The 15,819-nt window shown below is 40.5% G+C and carries 20 protein-coding genes and 1 riboswitch; of the genes, 15 read left to right on the top strand and 5 right to left on the bottom strand.

Features of this window, described 5'->3' with window-relative positions:
• Positions 1 to 9 precede the first annotated feature (9 nt).
• A riboswitch (cobalamin riboswitch) is annotated at positions 10 to 192 on the top strand.
• A 271-nt stretch (positions 193 to 463) separates the two neighbouring features.
• Positions 464 to 805, bottom strand: coding sequence for a zinc-ribbon domain-containing protein (locus AC0NJP_RS03110; protein ID WP_474038553.1), 342 nt, complete (start codon positions 803 to 805; stop codon positions 464 to 466).
• A 224-nt stretch (positions 806 to 1,029) separates the two neighbouring features.
• Between AC0NJP_RS03110 and AC0NJP_RS03115 the strand changes: the two genes are divergently transcribed.
• The 5 genes from AC0NJP_RS03115 to AC0NJP_RS03135 are packed head-to-tail and all read left to right on the top strand — an operon-like array spanning position 1,030 to position 4,645.
• On the top strand, positions 1,030 to 2,037 hold the full coding sequence (locus AC0NJP_RS03115; RefSeq protein WP_474698734.1) for a TIM barrel protein: 1,008 nt from the start codon (positions 1,030 to 1,032) through the stop codon (positions 2,035 to 2,037).
• Between the two features lies 1 nt (position 2,038).
• Positions 2,039 to 2,578 carry a cob(I)yrinic acid a,c-diamide adenosyltransferase gene (gene cobO / locus AC0NJP_RS03120; RefSeq protein ID WP_474038555.1) on the top strand — a complete coding sequence of 180 codons (540 nt, stop codon included), beginning with the start codon at positions 2,039 to 2,041 and terminating at the stop codon, positions 2,576 to 2,578.
• Positions 2,578 to 3,411: a sirohydrochlorin cobaltochelatase gene (locus AC0NJP_RS03125; RefSeq protein ID WP_474698735.1), complete on the top strand. Its 834-nt coding sequence runs from the start codon at positions 2,578 to 2,580 to the stop codon at positions 3,409 to 3,411. The genes cobO and AC0NJP_RS03125 overlap by 1 nt, the downstream gene beginning before the upstream one ends.
• A gap of 13 nt (positions 3,412 to 3,424) precedes the next feature.
• Entirely contained in the window at positions 3,425 to 3,697 is a 273-nt protein-coding gene (locus AC0NJP_RS03130; RefSeq protein WP_474698736.1) for a hypothetical protein, read from the top strand.
• A 12-nt stretch (positions 3,698 to 3,709) separates the two neighbouring features.
• Entirely contained in the window at positions 3,710 to 4,645 is a 936-nt protein-coding gene (locus tag AC0NJP_RS03135) for an adenosylcobinamide amidohydrolase (protein ID WP_474698737.1), read from the top strand.
• Between the two features lie 66 nt (positions 4,646 to 4,711).
• Here the strand turns inward: AC0NJP_RS03135 and AC0NJP_RS03140 are convergent, their stop codons facing one another.
• From AC0NJP_RS03140 to AC0NJP_RS03155, 4 genes are all read right to left on the bottom strand, one after another.
• On the bottom strand, positions 4,712 to 5,314 hold the full coding sequence (locus AC0NJP_RS03140; protein ID WP_474038559.1) for a DsbA family oxidoreductase: 603 nt from the start codon (positions 5,312 to 5,314) through the stop codon (positions 4,712 to 4,714).
• Positions 5,315 to 5,335: 21 nt separating this feature from the next.
• Positions 5,336 to 6,304 carry a site-specific integrase gene (locus tag AC0NJP_RS03145; protein WP_474038560.1) on the bottom strand — a complete coding sequence of 323 codons (969 nt, stop codon included), beginning with the start codon at positions 6,302 to 6,304 and terminating at the stop codon, positions 5,336 to 5,338.
• Positions 6,305 to 6,373: 69 nt separating this feature from the next.
• Positions 6,374 to 6,787 carry a PIN domain-containing protein gene (locus AC0NJP_RS03150; protein WP_474038561.1) on the bottom strand — a complete coding sequence of 138 codons (414 nt, stop codon included), beginning with the start codon at positions 6,785 to 6,787 and terminating at the stop codon, positions 6,374 to 6,376.
• A gap of 15 nt (positions 6,788 to 6,802) precedes the next feature.
• Complete coding sequence (locus AC0NJP_RS03155) at positions 6,803 to 7,078, bottom strand: AbrB/MazE/SpoVT family DNA-binding domain-containing protein (RefSeq protein ID WP_474698738.1); 276 nt, start codon at positions 7,076 to 7,078, stop codon at positions 6,803 to 6,805.
• A gap of 363 nt (positions 7,079 to 7,441) precedes the next feature.
• Between AC0NJP_RS03155 and AC0NJP_RS03160 the strand changes: the two genes are divergently transcribed.
• The 10 genes from AC0NJP_RS03160 to arsA all read left to right on the top strand — a co-directional run bounded on the left by AC0NJP_RS03160 (position 7,442) and on the right by arsA (position 15,812).
• Positions 7,442 to 8,185, top strand: a complete 744-nt coding sequence (locus AC0NJP_RS03160) for a GDSL-type esterase/lipase family protein (RefSeq protein ID WP_474038563.1) — start codon at positions 7,442 to 7,444, stop codon at positions 8,183 to 8,185.
• Between the two features lie 206 nt (positions 8,186 to 8,391).
• Entirely contained in the window at positions 8,392 to 9,150 is a 759-nt protein-coding gene (locus tag AC0NJP_RS03165; protein WP_474698739.1) for an SDR family NAD(P)-dependent oxidoreductase, read from the top strand.
• Positions 9,151 to 9,327: 177 nt separating this feature from the next.
• A complete protein-coding gene (locus AC0NJP_RS03170; RefSeq protein ID WP_474038565.1) occupies positions 9,328 to 9,771 on the top strand; it encodes a MarR family winged helix-turn-helix transcriptional regulator in 444 nt (147 codons plus the stop codon).
• Positions 9,772 to 9,784: 13 nt separating this feature from the next.
• Positions 9,785 to 10,732 (top strand): permease, encoded by a 948-nt coding sequence (locus AC0NJP_RS03175; protein WP_474698740.1) that lies wholly within the window; start codon positions 9,785 to 9,787, stop codon positions 10,730 to 10,732.
• A gap of 12 nt (positions 10,733 to 10,744) precedes the next feature.
• Positions 10,745 to 11,986: an arsenite methyltransferase gene (gene arsM / locus AC0NJP_RS03180; RefSeq protein WP_474698741.1), complete on the top strand. Its 1,242-nt coding sequence runs from the start codon at positions 10,745 to 10,747 to the stop codon at positions 11,984 to 11,986.
• Between the two features lie 31 nt (positions 11,987 to 12,017).
• A complete protein-coding gene (locus AC0NJP_RS03185; RefSeq protein WP_474698742.1) occupies positions 12,018 to 12,710 on the top strand; it encodes a 4Fe-4S binding protein in 693 nt (230 codons plus the stop codon).
• 119 nt (positions 12,711 to 12,829) lie between these two features.
• Positions 12,830 to 13,000: a hypothetical protein gene (locus AC0NJP_RS03190; RefSeq protein ID WP_474038569.1), complete on the top strand. Its 171-nt coding sequence runs from the start codon at positions 12,830 to 12,832 to the stop codon at positions 12,998 to 13,000.
• Between the two features lie 133 nt (positions 13,001 to 13,133).
• Positions 13,134 to 13,499 (top strand): ArsR/SmtB family transcription factor, encoded by a 366-nt coding sequence (locus tag AC0NJP_RS03195; RefSeq protein WP_474038570.1) that lies wholly within the window; start codon positions 13,134 to 13,136, stop codon positions 13,497 to 13,499.
• A 161-nt stretch (positions 13,500 to 13,660) separates the two neighbouring features.
• Entirely contained in the window at positions 13,661 to 14,035 is a 375-nt protein-coding gene (gene arsD, locus AC0NJP_RS03200; RefSeq protein WP_474698743.1) for an arsenite efflux transporter metallochaperone ArsD, read from the top strand.
• 25 nt (positions 14,036 to 14,060) lie between these two features.
• Entirely contained in the window at positions 14,061 to 15,812 is a 1,752-nt protein-coding gene (gene arsA, locus AC0NJP_RS03205) for an arsenical pump-driving ATPase (protein WP_474698744.1), read from the top strand.
• The last annotated feature ends 7 nt before the right edge of the window (positions 15,813 to 15,819 follow it).

Raw genomic sequence — 15,819 nt, forward strand, 5'->3', positions numbered from 1 at the left:
TTTTTAAAACTACATAGTTTTGAGATAGGTGCCTGAAAAGGCTTAATAGGGAAGTTCGGTGTAATACCGACGCGGTCCCGCCACTGTAATGAGGAGCTCCTCTAAAATATACCACTGGAATAGAGTATTCTGGGAAGGTTTAGAGCAGCTATGATCCAGAGCCAGGAGAACTGCCTGTCTAGCAATCACCATTTTGACCCACGAGTGATGGGGAGGGGATTTATCTGCGAAATTTTATTTCGTTGTATTTTCGCAAATGCGCCTTCCTAAGCAATTAGGAAGGCTTTTTTAATGCCAAACCTTTTCCTTGGATTCCAAGGAGTCATTGATAGTTCCAATCCTTTTACTCTATTTTTGTTGTTCTTTTCCATCGTTGCGACTAGGCACCGCAACCGTCCCCGTTTACGGGGACTTTTTTCTTAAAAAAGAAGCTGTCTCAAATTTGAGACAGCTGTTTATTGGATCAAAAGGAAGTAAGACGATGATGGGGGATATTCGAATAGGCAGAATCTGATAGTTTATACCCGCAATGCGAACAAAAATTGGGGTTATCACTAAAGGGAGTGCCGCATTGCGAACAGAGTGAGCGCCGTTTCGGCTTGATTGCTTCATCTTCCAGAGGGAGACTTTGCTCAATTCTTACAGGCTTTTTGGGACGCATAATAAGATAGAGCGGTAAAAAAATAATCAGACCGATAAAAACTCCAAGGGCCCACCCATAGGGTATAGTGCAATTTCGCTCTTTCGCATCACTATAAACCCAGGCAGCAACAATAGCAGCAATTCCTAAACCTAAGAATTCCAAACTCATCATCCTTTCATAGTAAATTTTAGTCCGTCTTACTATAAGATTTCTTCTTATTATATTTATTATAGTAATATGCGAAAAATCCTTTTAAATTATACTATTTTTCTGAAAAAAATATATTATTTTGACAAAATTCGCAAGTCTCCGTTCAGTTTGACAATTTCAAAATAAGATGATACTGTCAGTATAAAGTTGGCTTATTTTATATAGGAGATGTCAGTATGTTGCAACTCGTCAATCTATCAAACTATGAGTGTGATTTAGAGTTGATTGCCCATGATCCTGACAAGTTACGGTTTTTTTTAGAATCACAGCAGCTTGATGGAATTGAAATGATGTTTCACCAAAACTGGGACAGTCAGCTTCACCCTAAACAATATATTTACGGCGCTCATTTACATTTTTGGCCTTGTTGGCTTGACTTTTGGCAGAATAATCAAGAAAATTTGCTGGCTGACTTTGGCAGCTCAGCAAATATTTCGGCTTGCTACGGTGCTGCTACGCCTGAGCTGTGGCTTGAAAATTATCGTAAAAATCTTCAGCTTGCGCTAACGGCAGGCGTTAAATATGTTGTCTTTCATGTCGGACATGTTCGACCGAAAGAGCTCTTTTCTTGGGATTTTCAAGTATCGAATCAAAGTGTAGTTGATGCCGCCTGTGAGGTTGCCAATTTGCTTTGTGCTGATCTACCAGAAGATGTAATGCTCTGTTTTGAAAATTTATGGTGGCCAGGTCTTACTTTACTTGATCCTAAGTTAGCGGAGCGTTTGCTAACTCAGATTCATCATAAAAATAGCGGTTTTCTGCTCGATACAGGGCATTTAATGAATACAAATCAAGCTTTACGGACAGAAGAGGAGGGGATTGCCTACGTCCTCAATGTTTTGAAAAAAATGGGTTCCTTATCGAATCACATTCGTGTGATCCATTTGCATAAATCTTTATCAGGTCTTTATGTAGAAAAAACGCAACATCAATCGGCAAAACGACATGAACTGGCAGACGTTATGGCGCATGTGCTCCAAATTGATCAGCATCTGCCATTTACGAGTTCGTCAGTCTGTAAAATTGTTGAGGCTGCTCAACCAGACTATCTTGTGCATGAATTTATGCAAAGTTCCTGGGAAGATTGGCAGCAAAAGGTATCCCAGCAACAACAAGCATTGCAGCCACTACTGGCGATCAAAAATTGTCATAATAGAGAAATTCTACGTTACAAGGAGGCTTAGTATGATCGAACAACAAGGACTTATCATTGTACATACAGGAAATGGTAAAGGAAAGACAACAGCCGCGTTAGGGTTGGCGTTGCGTGCTTGGGGGCAAGGGCTCCGAATCCTTGTATTACAATTCATTAAAGGAAGCTGGAAATATGGCGAACTAAAGGCGGCAGAGGCGTTAGGATCGCGTTTTGTTATGAAGCCATTAGGCGATGGATTTGTAAGTAAGGATAAAGAAAACAATGAAGCGATGGCACAGCATCGTCAGGCGGCAGCAGAAACGATTGCTGCTGCAAAAGCAGCAATAACTTCAGGCGATTGGGATATGATTATTTTAGATGAAATTAATTATGCTCTGAAATTTGAGCTAATCGCGTTAGAAGATATTTTAGGATTACTAAATGAAAAGCCGGAAATGCTTCATATAGTATTAACAGGCCGTGATGCTCATCCGGCAGTGATTGAAAAAGCCAACTTGGTGACAGAAATGCGAGAAATCAAGCATCCTTATAAAGAAGGAATTAAAGCGCAAAAAGGGATTGAATTTTAATGGACAAAAAAGCGATTCTAGTTGTAAGTTTTGGCACTACCTATGCACAAGGCCGCAAGGAAAATATTGAAAGTGTCGAAAATAAAATCAAACAATCCTTTCCTGATTATGAAGTGCGGCGAGCTTTTACTTCACGTTTTGTTATAAAAAAGTTAGCAGAACGTGACCAAATTTATGTTGATACAGAAGAAGCGGCTTTAAAAAAATTAGCGGCAGAAAATTATCAAGAAGTACTAGTGCAGCCGCTTCACATCGTGGGCGGCGAAGAATATGAAAAAATCAAACAACTTATTTGGCGTTATCGCCACAGTGAGCAACAAGTTTTTCCTATTTTGCGCCTAGGACGTCCTTTACTTCACTATACAGGTCTTAATAATATGCCTGATGATTATGGCAAAATTATTGCTGATTGGCGTGCCCAGTTAGAACCGAAAGACGCCAGTCAAGCTGTAGTAATTATGGGCCATGGCGGCGTACATCCAGGAAATGCAGCCTACGCAGCCTTCCAGATGAAATTAGCGGAAGCAGGCCTAGATCGAACCTTTATTTATACAGTAGAAGGCTTTCCTTCGCTTGCGTATGTTATCAAAAAGCTTCAGGCAGCAAAGATACAAAAAGTCAGCTTAAAGCCCTTCCTGCTAACGTCAGGAGATCATGTTCATGAAGACATGGCAGGGGAAGACGAAAGCTCTACGAAAAATCAATTAATGAAAGCTGGCTTTTCTGTATCAGTTTCTTTTGCCGGTCTAGGCAGCTACGAAACAATACAGCAGCTTTATGTTGAGCATGTACAAGATATGATTGATTGCGCCGAGCACTGTCGGCTGCGTTAAGGAGGATAGGTCTATGTCAGTATATCGCGAAGTACTTACACCACTTACCCAGCGAATGGCCACGGAAAACCCGGATTTACTACCGGCGTTGGCCAGCTTAAAAGAGGCCATGGGGGAAAGAGATTTTGAAAAATATATTGAACGACTTTCTGCTCTGAAAGTAAATGGCGACATGCTGTGGATTACAGCAAGAACACAGATAGATCGCTCGATTTTAGAACGAAATCATCGTGAGGCTTTGAAAACAGCTTTTCAGGTAAAACGCTTTCAAATTCTATGTATATAATGAGTAGAGACCATGGACAATCAGTTATTAAAAACAGGCGGTTTCATCCTTACTAAAGAAAATAGAGTGCAATTTCATTTTCCCGATAAACGATTTGTGTTAAGTACAGCGCAAGACCAGGGCGGCTACTGTTCAGTTCGTTCGGTGACGTATGAGCAAAGTAATTTACAGCCGACCTGCCTTTTAGGAACACGAAAAAATTCTTCAACCGTCAACCTTCTATTACAGGGAAGCGCCTCTATAGATAATCAAGGCTATAGTTGTTTGTCTTGGCATTCTCAGTCAATCGAAGTTGTTATTATTGCTGATGTCGGCGAAAATGCGATTCGCGCTGGTGAAACCTACTATAAAAAACAAGCAGATTTATCTGGCGGCATTTTCATTTTTGCCTTTATTCCTGCCAAAGTTTCCAAAGGCGATATGGCCAAACTATTATTAACGGTTACAGAAGCAAAAACTGCAGTATTGCAAGAACTTGCGATAGTAAGCCCTTATGAAGGGATGCCGGCCACAGGAACCTATGATGATGAAGTCGTTTTGGTGACAAATCCTCAGAATGATGTTTTAGACACGGTTTCTTTTGCTGCAGCAAAGAGCGTTGTTGCACAAGCAGTAAAACAAGCACTGAAAGACTCTTTAGCATTGGGAAGTAGAATGTCTCCTTGGCGGCAAAGCATGATAGAAGAACGACTATGGCGTTTGGGGTTTGAAAATATTTGCAGTGCTGATTTACCCAACGAAACAACGAAGACACAAGTATTGCTAAGTTTTTGTCAGTCCGTATGGTTAGAATATTGCTGGGGACTTATTGGAATTGATGGGTTGTACCAATTTTTCTCATTTTTAGAAAGCCCTTTATTTGCACCGAATGGTCTTTCTTTAAGCCGGGCTTTTCGACAGAAAATTTCGGCTCAAATGGAAGACGGGAATCAAAGCAAAACTGAATAAAAAAAGTGGCACCTTTTAAAGACGAAATAGTACAAAGTCTTTAGAGTAAGGTGCCACTTTTTGCTATTATTTTTTAGCTAACATGCGAATCTTGTCTTGCACCATGTCAAAAGTTAAAACCCCTTCGAGCAGTATTTTGTCGCCACTATAGATAGTCGGAACAAACTCCAGTCTTTGTTCCATACAATACTGATCATTTCGTAATAGAACGCGATAATAAACATGATTTTCCAAAGCAGAACGAAGTTTATCTGTATCAAGTTCTAGACTTTTAGCAATGTCCAACAAAGTATGTAAATCACCAATGTCTTGTCGTTGGACAAAGCTGCTTTGATATACAGCATCAACCCATTCCTGCTCTTTATGATACTCTTTGGCAAATTCCAGGGCCTCCAGAGCCCAACGTGTATTCGAAGAAAATGTTTTATCACCAGGCCTTAATGCTACTGGTTCACCTAACTCATTGAGACTATTTTGCGTCTCTACCAAGCTTTCGGGCGATAAAAAGTCAGATAAACGGATTCCTGTTGGCGGCATATTCGGTTGAATTTCCCAACTCATCCACTCTACTTCAAAAGAATAGTCTTGTTGCAATTTGCGAAGATAGCCCCAAGCTAAATAGCAGTAAGGACAGGTGAAATCAAACACTATTTTTATTTTTGGATTCATAGTAAATTCCTCCCAATCTAGTTATTCTAAACGTTCCCAGCCGTTTCGTTCGAAAATCGTGCCTTCAGCAATATAACGATTTGCCATTTTTTCGCTGCGATGGCGAGTTTGCTTCATAATTTCTTTCGTTGAAGCGCCGCTAATTGCCGCTGATGTAGCAAAACCGCGACGGAGGCTATGTCCTGAGTAAATATCTGGGTCAAGGCCATTAATCAAAGCCCATTCTTTAACAATGTTGGCAACAGATCGATCTGTCAGTCGCCGTTCGCTAATTGTGCCAGCTTTACTGATCGGGCGAAATAAAGGACCGCTTTTTAGACCACCTGCTTTTAGCCAAGCCCTAACAGCAGCCACTGGACAATAAGCGCTGGTGCGTAGGGCGTTGATACCGAGGTAAGATCCTTTGCCCTCGGCATCACTCTTACTACGAGCTAAAAAGATCTGAAGGCCTTGTGACATAAAAGTTAAATGTTCTACATTCAGTGAGACTAGCTCTGAACGACGAAAGGCTCCAGAAAAACCTAAAAGAATTAAAGCGCGATTCCTTAATCCAGTTAAATTATCAGGAAAAGAAAATTGAATATCCTGGAGATCATCAAATAAAATGGCTGCTTTGCCTTGTTGATGAGTTCCTTTCGTTTTGCGAATCCCCGTCATAACAGCTCGTACATCGGGATGCAGAATAGGCGGCATCTGTTTTGCCAGTCGATGTGCTTCCGAGATCGCCGTTAAACGGCGAGAGATGGTATTGGCACACAAGTAGCCTTCGGCTAATTCAGATAAATAATTAACAACTGTTTTTGGCGAGGCTGGTAGGGGAGACTCCTTGTGATCTTTACACCAATGGACAAAATCGCTCCAGTCCGATTTATAAGCTTTTACGGTATTTGGTGACTTAGAGCGCTCCAAATACTTGATAGCCGCCTCCGAGTAGGGTTCGCTAAAGGTTTCCGACACAGGAAACCCATAGGGATTTTGCAATATCGACATGATTCCTGTATCCTTTCTCTCTCGAAATCAATGCACTTTATTTACTAATCTAATCTAAATTTGCCTGACCTAAGAATTTGGTACTGAAAAAACAAATAATTCACCTAAAGCACTATTTGCGCTATAACGAGAGACGAACTCTGGCAGAGTAACTAAGGTATACCCTTCATAGATAGCCGTTGCTGCAGCGAATGTTTGTTCTGTTGATAAAATTGTATCATGTTGTTCACCATTTTGTAAGGCCTTTTCGATTTGATTGGCTTTTTTTGCTATTGGCGCTGTTACCGGAACAATATCAAAAAGCTCTAATAGAGAATTTATTTCTTTTTCACAGTCTTCTTCGATTTCTAACGATCCCAATACCATGACTGATAAAGCCGGACTGCGGCCGCTAAGCAAAAGTTTTTGTAAAAATTGGCGACAAGCGCTATTTCCTAGTAAGTGACCTGTCAAAACAGAGCTATCAAGCAATATTTTATCCACGATGCAATACCATCCTTAGTTTGATTTTCGATTACGCAAAATACCAAAGGTTTTATCTAAGGTAAAGATAATTTTACTTTCTTGATTTTTATTGGGGATGTTTTTAGCAGAATCATGATTTTGCAATAGCTTTTGGTCAAAATCATTTTTGGAAATTTGCATCGAACGCTCAGAATTAATTTCAATAGTCAAAATTTCATTCGGTTTAATGTCTAATGCGTTACGAATATCATTAGGTAGAGTTAATTGAAACTTAGAAGAAAGCTTAATTATTTTTTTAAAAGTTTGCATTACGCCACTCCTTATGTGCAAATATAAAAATATCAAAAAATATAACACTATGTAAAAATTATACCACATAATAATTAATTTCAAAATATACAAAATACCATTATTTCTAGAAGAATAGAACCTTCTATATTTATCGATCATATAAACAATTCTCAAAACAAGCAACATTATGCAGGAACGAGTTGTTTGTTTAGCGAAGAAATGTAGTATTGAAAATTCCCTTTATATTACGAACTAGCAATTGCCATTTTTTTGTGCAGGCGAGGGGGGGCGGAGATATAACAGAACTACAAGCAATACTAGTGACAGTACTATTTAAAATCACGATTTATCAGAATCAGAAGGAAGGGTTTTAGTTTTATTATGAAAAGAAAAGCTTTTTTTATTGTAATAGCTGTATTTATCTTGGGGATAGTTGCTTATAATCATTCTGTCCAAGAACTCGCCAAAAAAGATGGTCAAAAGGTTTACCTACTGGCAAACGATTTGAGTCGCAACCCTAATGATCCTGCTTATTTAAGTCTTTACTATCGATTTCGTAAAACTTATTTTTCTTTAAAGCCTCATAAAGAGCATCCTGTTGTCTTTTTAGGTGATAGCATTACTGATGAGGGGGACTGGTCAAAGCTTTTTCCTAAACAAAATGTGGAAAATAGAGGAATTGGCGGTGACACAACAGCAGGCGTTCTCAATCGAATTGATCAAGTCATTGCTTTACAGCCCTCACGTATTTTTTTGATGATTGGCACGAATGACCTCTGCTTTAATCGATCGATTGACGATACAGCAGCAAATTACCAAAAAATTATTAATACATTACAAACGGCACTGCCAAATACGCCGATTTATGTTGAAAGTGTTTTGCCATTTAATGAAAACATCTTTCCTTCAAATAACTTGAGATCAAATTCTAATATTAAGTTGCTTGATCGTAAAATTAGAAGAATAGCAATGCAAACGCATTGTAAATATATTGATTTAACGCCAGAGTTTACTGATCAAAATGGTATGCTTTTTGCAAAATATACGGAAGATGGATTGCATTTAAATGATGAAGCTTATAAAATTTGGCGTGATGAAATTAAAGAGTTAGTCTTGGCATCTTAGTTTTTTACATGTAAGAATTCATATTGTAAAACATTTTATCCAATAAGTTAACTTAATTTAAGGCTAAGGCATATGTAATGTCTTAGCTTTAAATTTTTTAAGTAATTTTTTTAGTGAGAATGTAAAACTAAAAGCACCAAATTTTTGAAAGGAAGTATGTACGTAACAACGAAGAAGTACCTAATTAGATGTTTGGAGGGAATAGAATGCAGGGAACAACTCAAAAAGTAGCTATCGTAACGGGTGCTGCCACTGGTATGGGGAAAGCAATTGCGGCAAATCTAATAAATAATAATTACTGTGTGTTTTTGTTTGATAAAAATGAAAAAGAACTTGTATGGGTTGCTCAGCGTGAAATGCCAACTGAATACGTAGATTATTTTTGTGGAGATGTAACGAAGAAAAAGGATGTAGAGGAGGCTCTAAAGCAGTGTATTACTAAATTTAAGCGCGTAGATGCTTTGGTTTCCAATGTTGGTATAATTGAAAAAATGGATTTTCTTGAAATGACGGAAGAACAATGGGATAGCTCTATTGAGGTTAATTTAAAAGGCGCATTCTTGTGGGGACAGGCGGTAAGTAAATGGATGGTTAACAATAGTTGCAATGGTAGTATCGTAAATATTGGTTGCATGAGAGCAAGCCTGGTTGGGAAAGGAATGTTGCCCTATTCTACTGCGAAGGCGGGAATTCGAATGCTTACAAAAGCGATGGCTGTGGAATTAGCCCCCTACAATATTAATGTAAATGCTATAGAGCCAGGACGAACCCTTACAGATGGGTTAAAGCGACATATGATAAATACGGCGGCGGTATCAAAGAGAATAGGGTTAATTCCGCTTGGTAGGTTTGCAGAAGTAAGGGATATAGCAGATGCGGTAGTATTCTTATTATCTGAATCAGCTAAGTATATTACTGGTGCAGCTATTCCTGTTGATGGAGGATATAGTATTGCAAAAGAATAGCATAAGGCTTATGTAATGTGTAGGTAAGATCGGAAAAGTCGAATATACGATTGATGTAGTGAAATAAAACGATTGAAATGCTTTGAGGCAAATTGTGTTATTAAATTATTAGTTTCATAAACAAATAGTTGCATTATACATCTATATATAGTAAGATGTTACCAGGAGGTGCTTTTTATGCAAAATCTTAAGGATAGTCAGAGACTGCGCGAAACGACGCGTATCTTAATTCGTAAATTAGGTGTCTTAGAAAGAAGTGGCGCTACTTGCTGCAGTATTACGATGACACAATGCCACGTTATTGTTGAAACAGGTAGGCGACAACAGATTTCTGTAAATGATCTGGCGCAACTGCTTAATCTCGATAAAAGCACCGTAAGCCGAACCGTGGATCAACTTGTCAATCAGGGACTTTTACTGAGAGAACCAGATCCGAACGATCGGCGCTATGTGTCGCTGGGGTTGACCGAACAAGGCCGCGAGTTATTTTTAAGTATTGAGTCCCGTATGGAAAATTATTTTGGTGAAATTTTAGCGGCCATTCCCGAAGAAAAACAATCTCAAATTATAGAGAGTTTGCAGATTTTAACGGAAGCCTTAAAAGGCACACGCTGCTGCTAAAGGAGGAATTTTTATGTTTGAGGCTTTTGCGGATCTGATTGTTTATCAGTGGCTGGGACTTTCACCAAAAGAACATTTGGGGGCAGCGCTGCACTTTTTTGCAGCTGATACGCCGCAAATTCTTGTATTGCTTTCTGTGGCTATTTTCATTATTTCGATTATCCGCTCCTATTTTCCGCCGGAAAAGACCAAAGAATTCTTAAGTCGAAAGCGCAGTTTTTTAGGAAACATTCTGGCGGCTATAATTGGCATTATTACGCCTTTTTGTTCCTGTTCAGCAGTTCCCTTATTCATTGGGTTTATTGAAGCCGGAGTACCGCTTGGCGTCACATTTTCCTTTCTAATCGCTTCGCCGATGGTCAATGAAGTAGCGCTGATCTTGCTCTTTGGTCTCTTTGGCTGGAAGATCGCGTTGCTTTATATGGTAAGTGGTGTAATCATTGCTATTGTGGCAGGTATTATTATCGGCAAGTTACACTTAGAGCATTTACTAGAAGATTTTTCAACGTATGAAGCCTGCCAAAGCAGTCAGCCCGCTCCGGCTACTTTCGCTGAACGCTGTCACAATGCCAAGGTGTTTACGCTGGATCTTTTGCGTTATATTACACCCTATATCATAGTAGCTATTGCAATTGGCGGATTGATTCACGGCTATGTTCCTGATGATTTCATTTCTCAATATGCTGGATCAGATAATATTTTTGCTGTGCCTCTTGTGGTTGTTCTCGGCGTTCCGCTTTATAATAGCGCCAGCGGGATGGTGCCGATCATATATTCGCTCATGGAAAAAGGGTTGCCGCTAGGGACGGCGCTGGCGTTCATGATGGCTGTTTCAGCCATTAGTTTTCCCGAAATGATTATTTTGCGTCGGGTATTAAAGAAACGCCTAATTGGTATATTTGCCGGAATTCTTACAGTGGCAATCATCTTTACGGGCTATTTATTTAATTTTATTAGCTAAGGAGGAAAGGGTATGTCCGAAGAGTTTGCTGGAGCGATACAGGCAAAGTATGCGAAGCTCATAGAGCAAAAGGTTTCTAACAGTGAAAAAAATACAAACTGCTGTGCAAGTCAGGTAACAAGCAATTTATATCAGGAAGGTGATCTACACGGTCTTTCAGAGGATCTCATCGCGTTATCGCTTGGCTGTGGCAATCCGACCGCGCTAGGCTCATTGTACGCCGGAGAAATTGTCCTTGATTTAGGCAGCGGCGCTGGCCTTGATGTATTACTCTCGGCGAAGCGTGTTGGTTCAACAGGCAAGGCTTACGGACTTGATATGACAGAAGAAATGCTATCTATAGCCAGGGAAAATCAAGAAAAGTCTGGCTTGTCAAATGTAGAATTCTTAAAGGGGAGAATCGAGGCGATTCCTTTAGAGGATGAGAGTATTGATGTAATCATATCGAACTGTGTTATTAATTTGTCAGGAAACAAAGCAAAAGTTATGGAAGAAATGGCGCGAGTTTTAAAACCTGGCGGACGGATTGCTGTTTCTGATATTGTGATTAAGAAAAGCATTCCGCCGGAAATTCAAGAAAAGACTTTGGCTTGGGCGGGTTGTTTAGCCGGGGCTTTACGTGAAGATGAGTATCGCACAAAATTAGCCTCAGTAGGAATGGAAGACGTGGAAATTGTATTAACGAAAGAATACGATTTTGCTGATTTGAATAAAGGAAAAGAAAAAATAGTTTTATCTTCTCAGGAGCTTGAAATTGCCAAGGGGTCTTTAGTGAGTGCCTTCATCCGTGCGAAAAAACCGGCAAGATTATTGCGGGAAGAGGGAGATTTTAAAATTCGACAGGCCAACGAGAATGATTATTCTGCTATAGAGGCCTTGTTGACTGCTAATGATTTGCCGGTTGTTGGCGTAGAAAAACATATTAAAAATTTTCTTGTGGCTGAACAAGATCGGATTATTGGAGTCATGGGATTTTTACAAGACGGGAAAAAAAGCTTGATTCGTTCTTTCGCTGTAGCCGCCCCAATTCGCAAAGCCGGAATTGGCAGGACCTTGCTCACAGCGATGCTAACCAAATTAAAACAGCAAGAGATTGCTGAAGTGTATTTGCTGACTGAAACCGCCAAGGATTACTTTAACCGGGCTGGTTTTAGTGACATCGTCCGTGAAGAGATGCCTATTGACTTACTGCAGGAATCGGGATTGGATAAAGCTTGCCCAGGCAGTAGTTCTTGTTTAAAGAAGCGCTTATAGTGAGGAAAATACTAAGAAAGAAGGAAATAAAATGCAGGAAAAGGTTAGAGAGTATGCAATGCAGGTCGGCGCTGACCTAGTCGGGTTTGCCAGAGTGGAAGATTTTAATGAAGCGCCGGAAGGGTTTCACCCCAATGATATTATGCCAAGTGCGCAAAGTGTGATTGTCATTGGCAAAGCCCTTTCCGCTGGAACGGTTTATTCTGAGAATAAAGTAGTCTATACAGCGCAGGGAGAAGTCGTTGTCAGAGAACTCGACACACTGGCGACTAAGCTCGCATCTTACATCGAGGCCAAGGGGGCTACTGCTGTACCCATTCCAACAGATGCCCCTTATTTTTACTGGGATGAAGCGCGGCAGCACGGGATGGGAATTTTATCGCATCGCCATGCCGCGGAAAAGGCTGGCCTAGGGGTAATAGGCAAGGGGGCATTACTCATTACGTCTGAATATGGCAGTCGGATTACGCTTGTTACGATTCTTTCCGATATGGAAGTATCGGCGCCAGCATCTAAACCAAGACTGCTTTGTCCGCCGTCTTGCCGTAAATGTCTTGATGCTTGTCCGTCACAGGCTTTATCTGGCAATGGATCAGTCATTCAAATGAGATGCAGGAGTCATGTGGCAACGGTATCGGATCGCGGGCATGCGCTAACGAATTGCTGGAATTGCCGTCTCGTGTGTCCCATGTCGCAGCCTCGTAAACAAACTAAGCTGCTTTAGGAGCGATTGATAAAGTAAAATGAAGGTTTATCAATCGCTTTTTATCTTTGTAATAGTTGTAAAATTAAACAGTTTATTTTAGCAACTTTATGTAGATTGCTAATTAAGGAGGCTTTTGTATGGTTCAAAGAGGGGATTACTTTACTCATAAGCCGAAATACAGCTGGCAAGGAAGTGTTGCGATTGGGTTTTGTATCTTATTAACACTTATCATCGGGAGTATCTTCTGCATTATTTTCAAGTATGATATTCCTCTGTCGGCAGTAATATCGTTAGCGGCGCCTCTTTAAAGACGATAGTGATACATCGCTTGTAATAAAGTTATAGGGAAAAAGTCAAACTTGACTTTTTCCAATTCATAGAATATGATTATATTTGCATATAAGAATTAATTATTAAGACTTGTGAAAGGCGGCTTGCAGCATGGATCTAGTAAGAATTTTAAAAGCCTTAGGCGATGAAACGCGGCTACGGATGATGAATTTGCTGCGCCAGGAAATGCTATGTGTCTGTGAAGTAGAAGCTTTATTAGAAAGTAGTCAGTCCAATGCATCCCGCCATTTAGCCAAATTACGCGATGCTGATTTGATTCGAAGCGAGAAAAAAGCGCAATGGGTCTATTATGGCATTAATGAGCAACTGTTAACAGAATGCTTGTTTATCAAGGTGCTTCTAGACGAAGATTTAGCGCAGCATCCTGAGTATGCGAAAGATATTGAAAAGCTTAGAGAAGTGCGTAGTACCTTGCATTGCGGTATATTAAGTTTAGAGCGAGATGCAGAAACCTGATACCGCGCTAACTGGTTGGACGGAAGCGCGATTTCGTTCCTCTGGTTTTCTTGTTTATGTAAATATGCATATATGTATATATTTGTATATTAGCACATAGGATTATAAGATCCATAGGATATAGTAAGATAAAAATATATATCAAAGAAAAGGGAGCGATTATGATGAGTAAAATTGAAATTTTTGATCCTGCCATGTGCTGCGAAACTGGGATTTGCGGTCCCAGTATTGACAAAGAGCTGCTGCGAGTGGCAACTACCATTAAAAATTTAACAGCCAAGGGAGCCGATATTACTCGATTTGGCCTAGCCAATCAACCGCAAGCCTTCATTTCTTATCAGAAAGTCAATGAGTTATTGCTAAAAGAAGAAGCTGAGGTTTTACCAATCACTCTCGTAGATGGTGAAGTGAAAAAAACACGTCTTTATCCGACTGATGTTGAATTTGTCGCATGGTCAGGCATTGAATTAGATGCCCCGTCTGAGTCACAAGAAAAAGATGATGGCGGTTGCTGCTGCAACGGTGGATGTTGTTAAGTTTCAATCTGAGGAGGCGCTCATTATGTATCCGTCTTTTTGCGTAGAAGCGATTACGTTGACTAAATATTTATTCTTTACCGGAAAGGGCGGCGTGGGGAAAACTTCTGCCGCCTGTGCTACGGCTGTTACTTTAGCGGATCAAGGGAAAAAAGTATTGCTTATTAGTACTGATCCAGCTTCGAATTTGCAAGATGTTTTTGGCATGGACTTAAATGGAAAGGGAACAGAGATTCCTGAAGTCCCTAATCTTATCGTAGCAAATTTGAATCCGGAAGAAGCGGCGCGGGAATATCGCGAATCCGTGATTGCTCCTTATAAGGGAAAACTGCCAGCGAGCGTAATTAAGAATATGGAAGAACAGTTATCCGGGTCCTGCACGGTGGAAATTGCCGCGTTTAATGAGTTCTCGCATTTTATTACGGATACTAAGACACAAGCTCTTTATGATCACATTCTCTTCGATACGGCGCCGACAGGTCATACCCTCAGAATGCTGCAATTGCCCTCAGCCTGGAGCAATTTTATTAGCGAAAATACGCATGGCGCGTCCTGTTTAGGTCAACTATCGGGTCTGGAAAGTAAAAAAGAAGTCTATAAGCAGGCTGTAAAGACTTTGGCCGATGGTAATTTGACAACGCTGGTGCTTGTTGCCAGACCGGAAAATTCTCCGCTGGCTGAAGCCGCACGTGCGTCAAAGGAATTAAAAGAGTTAGGTGTAGAAAATCAACTATTGATCATTAATGGCGTTCTGGAGCAAGAGAGTGCCGATGATGAAATCGCCTGCCAACTGCAGCGCAAACAACAGGCGGCTCTAGATTCAATTCCTGTTGCTTTACAAAATATTGCTACCTATCAAATTCCGCTCCGCTCTTATAATCTTACCGGAATTGATAATATTCGTTTGCTGCTTCAGGAGGATCATCAGGAAACGAAGCCTTACACACTGAACCAATCTAAGCTTGCCACAGTAAAAGTTTTAGTAGAGGATCTTTATCAAAGCGGTAAGCGTGTGATTTTCACTATGGGCAAAGGCGGGGTCGGCAAAACTACGTTAGCAGCTATAATTGCGTTAGGCTTGGCGCAAAAAGGCGCGAAGGTGCATCTAACGACAACAGATCCGGCAAACCATCTCGACTTTGTTATGACAGAGCAGCCAGGCGTTACGATCAGTCATATCGATGAGCAAGAAGAATTACGAAAATATACGGAAGAAGTACTTGCTGCAGCCCGGCAAACAATGAAAGAAGAAGACATTGCTTATATAGAAGAGGATCTGCGTTCTCCTTGCACCCAGGAGATTGCCGTATTTCGCGCCTTTGCCGAGCTTGTTGATAAAGCAGATGATCAGATTGTCGTTATTGATACAGCGCCAACAGGTCACACCTTATTGCTCCTTGATGCAACGCAGAGCTATCATAAAGAGGTAGAACGAACTCATGGCGATGTACCAGAGTCGGTAAAAAAACTTCTGCCGCGTTTACGCGATGAGCAAGAGACTGAAGTGGTGATTGTTACATTGCCGGAAGCTACGCCGGTTTATGAAGCCATGCGTCTTCGCGATGATTTAGTGCGGGCCGGAATTCATAACAAATGGTGGGTGATGAATGCGAGTCTGCTCATGACTCACACACAAAGTTCCTTGCTAAAAACAAAAGCGCAAAATGAGATTCCTTGGCTGAATAAGGTGGATGAGATTTCTGCCGGTTCTATGGCTGTGATTCCATGGCAAGGGGAAGACATAAAAAAAGAGAAATTATCGGCTTTTTTGCAATAAAATCTGA

The sequence above is a fragment of the Pelorhabdus sp. sgz311002 genome (assembly GCF_056134285.1).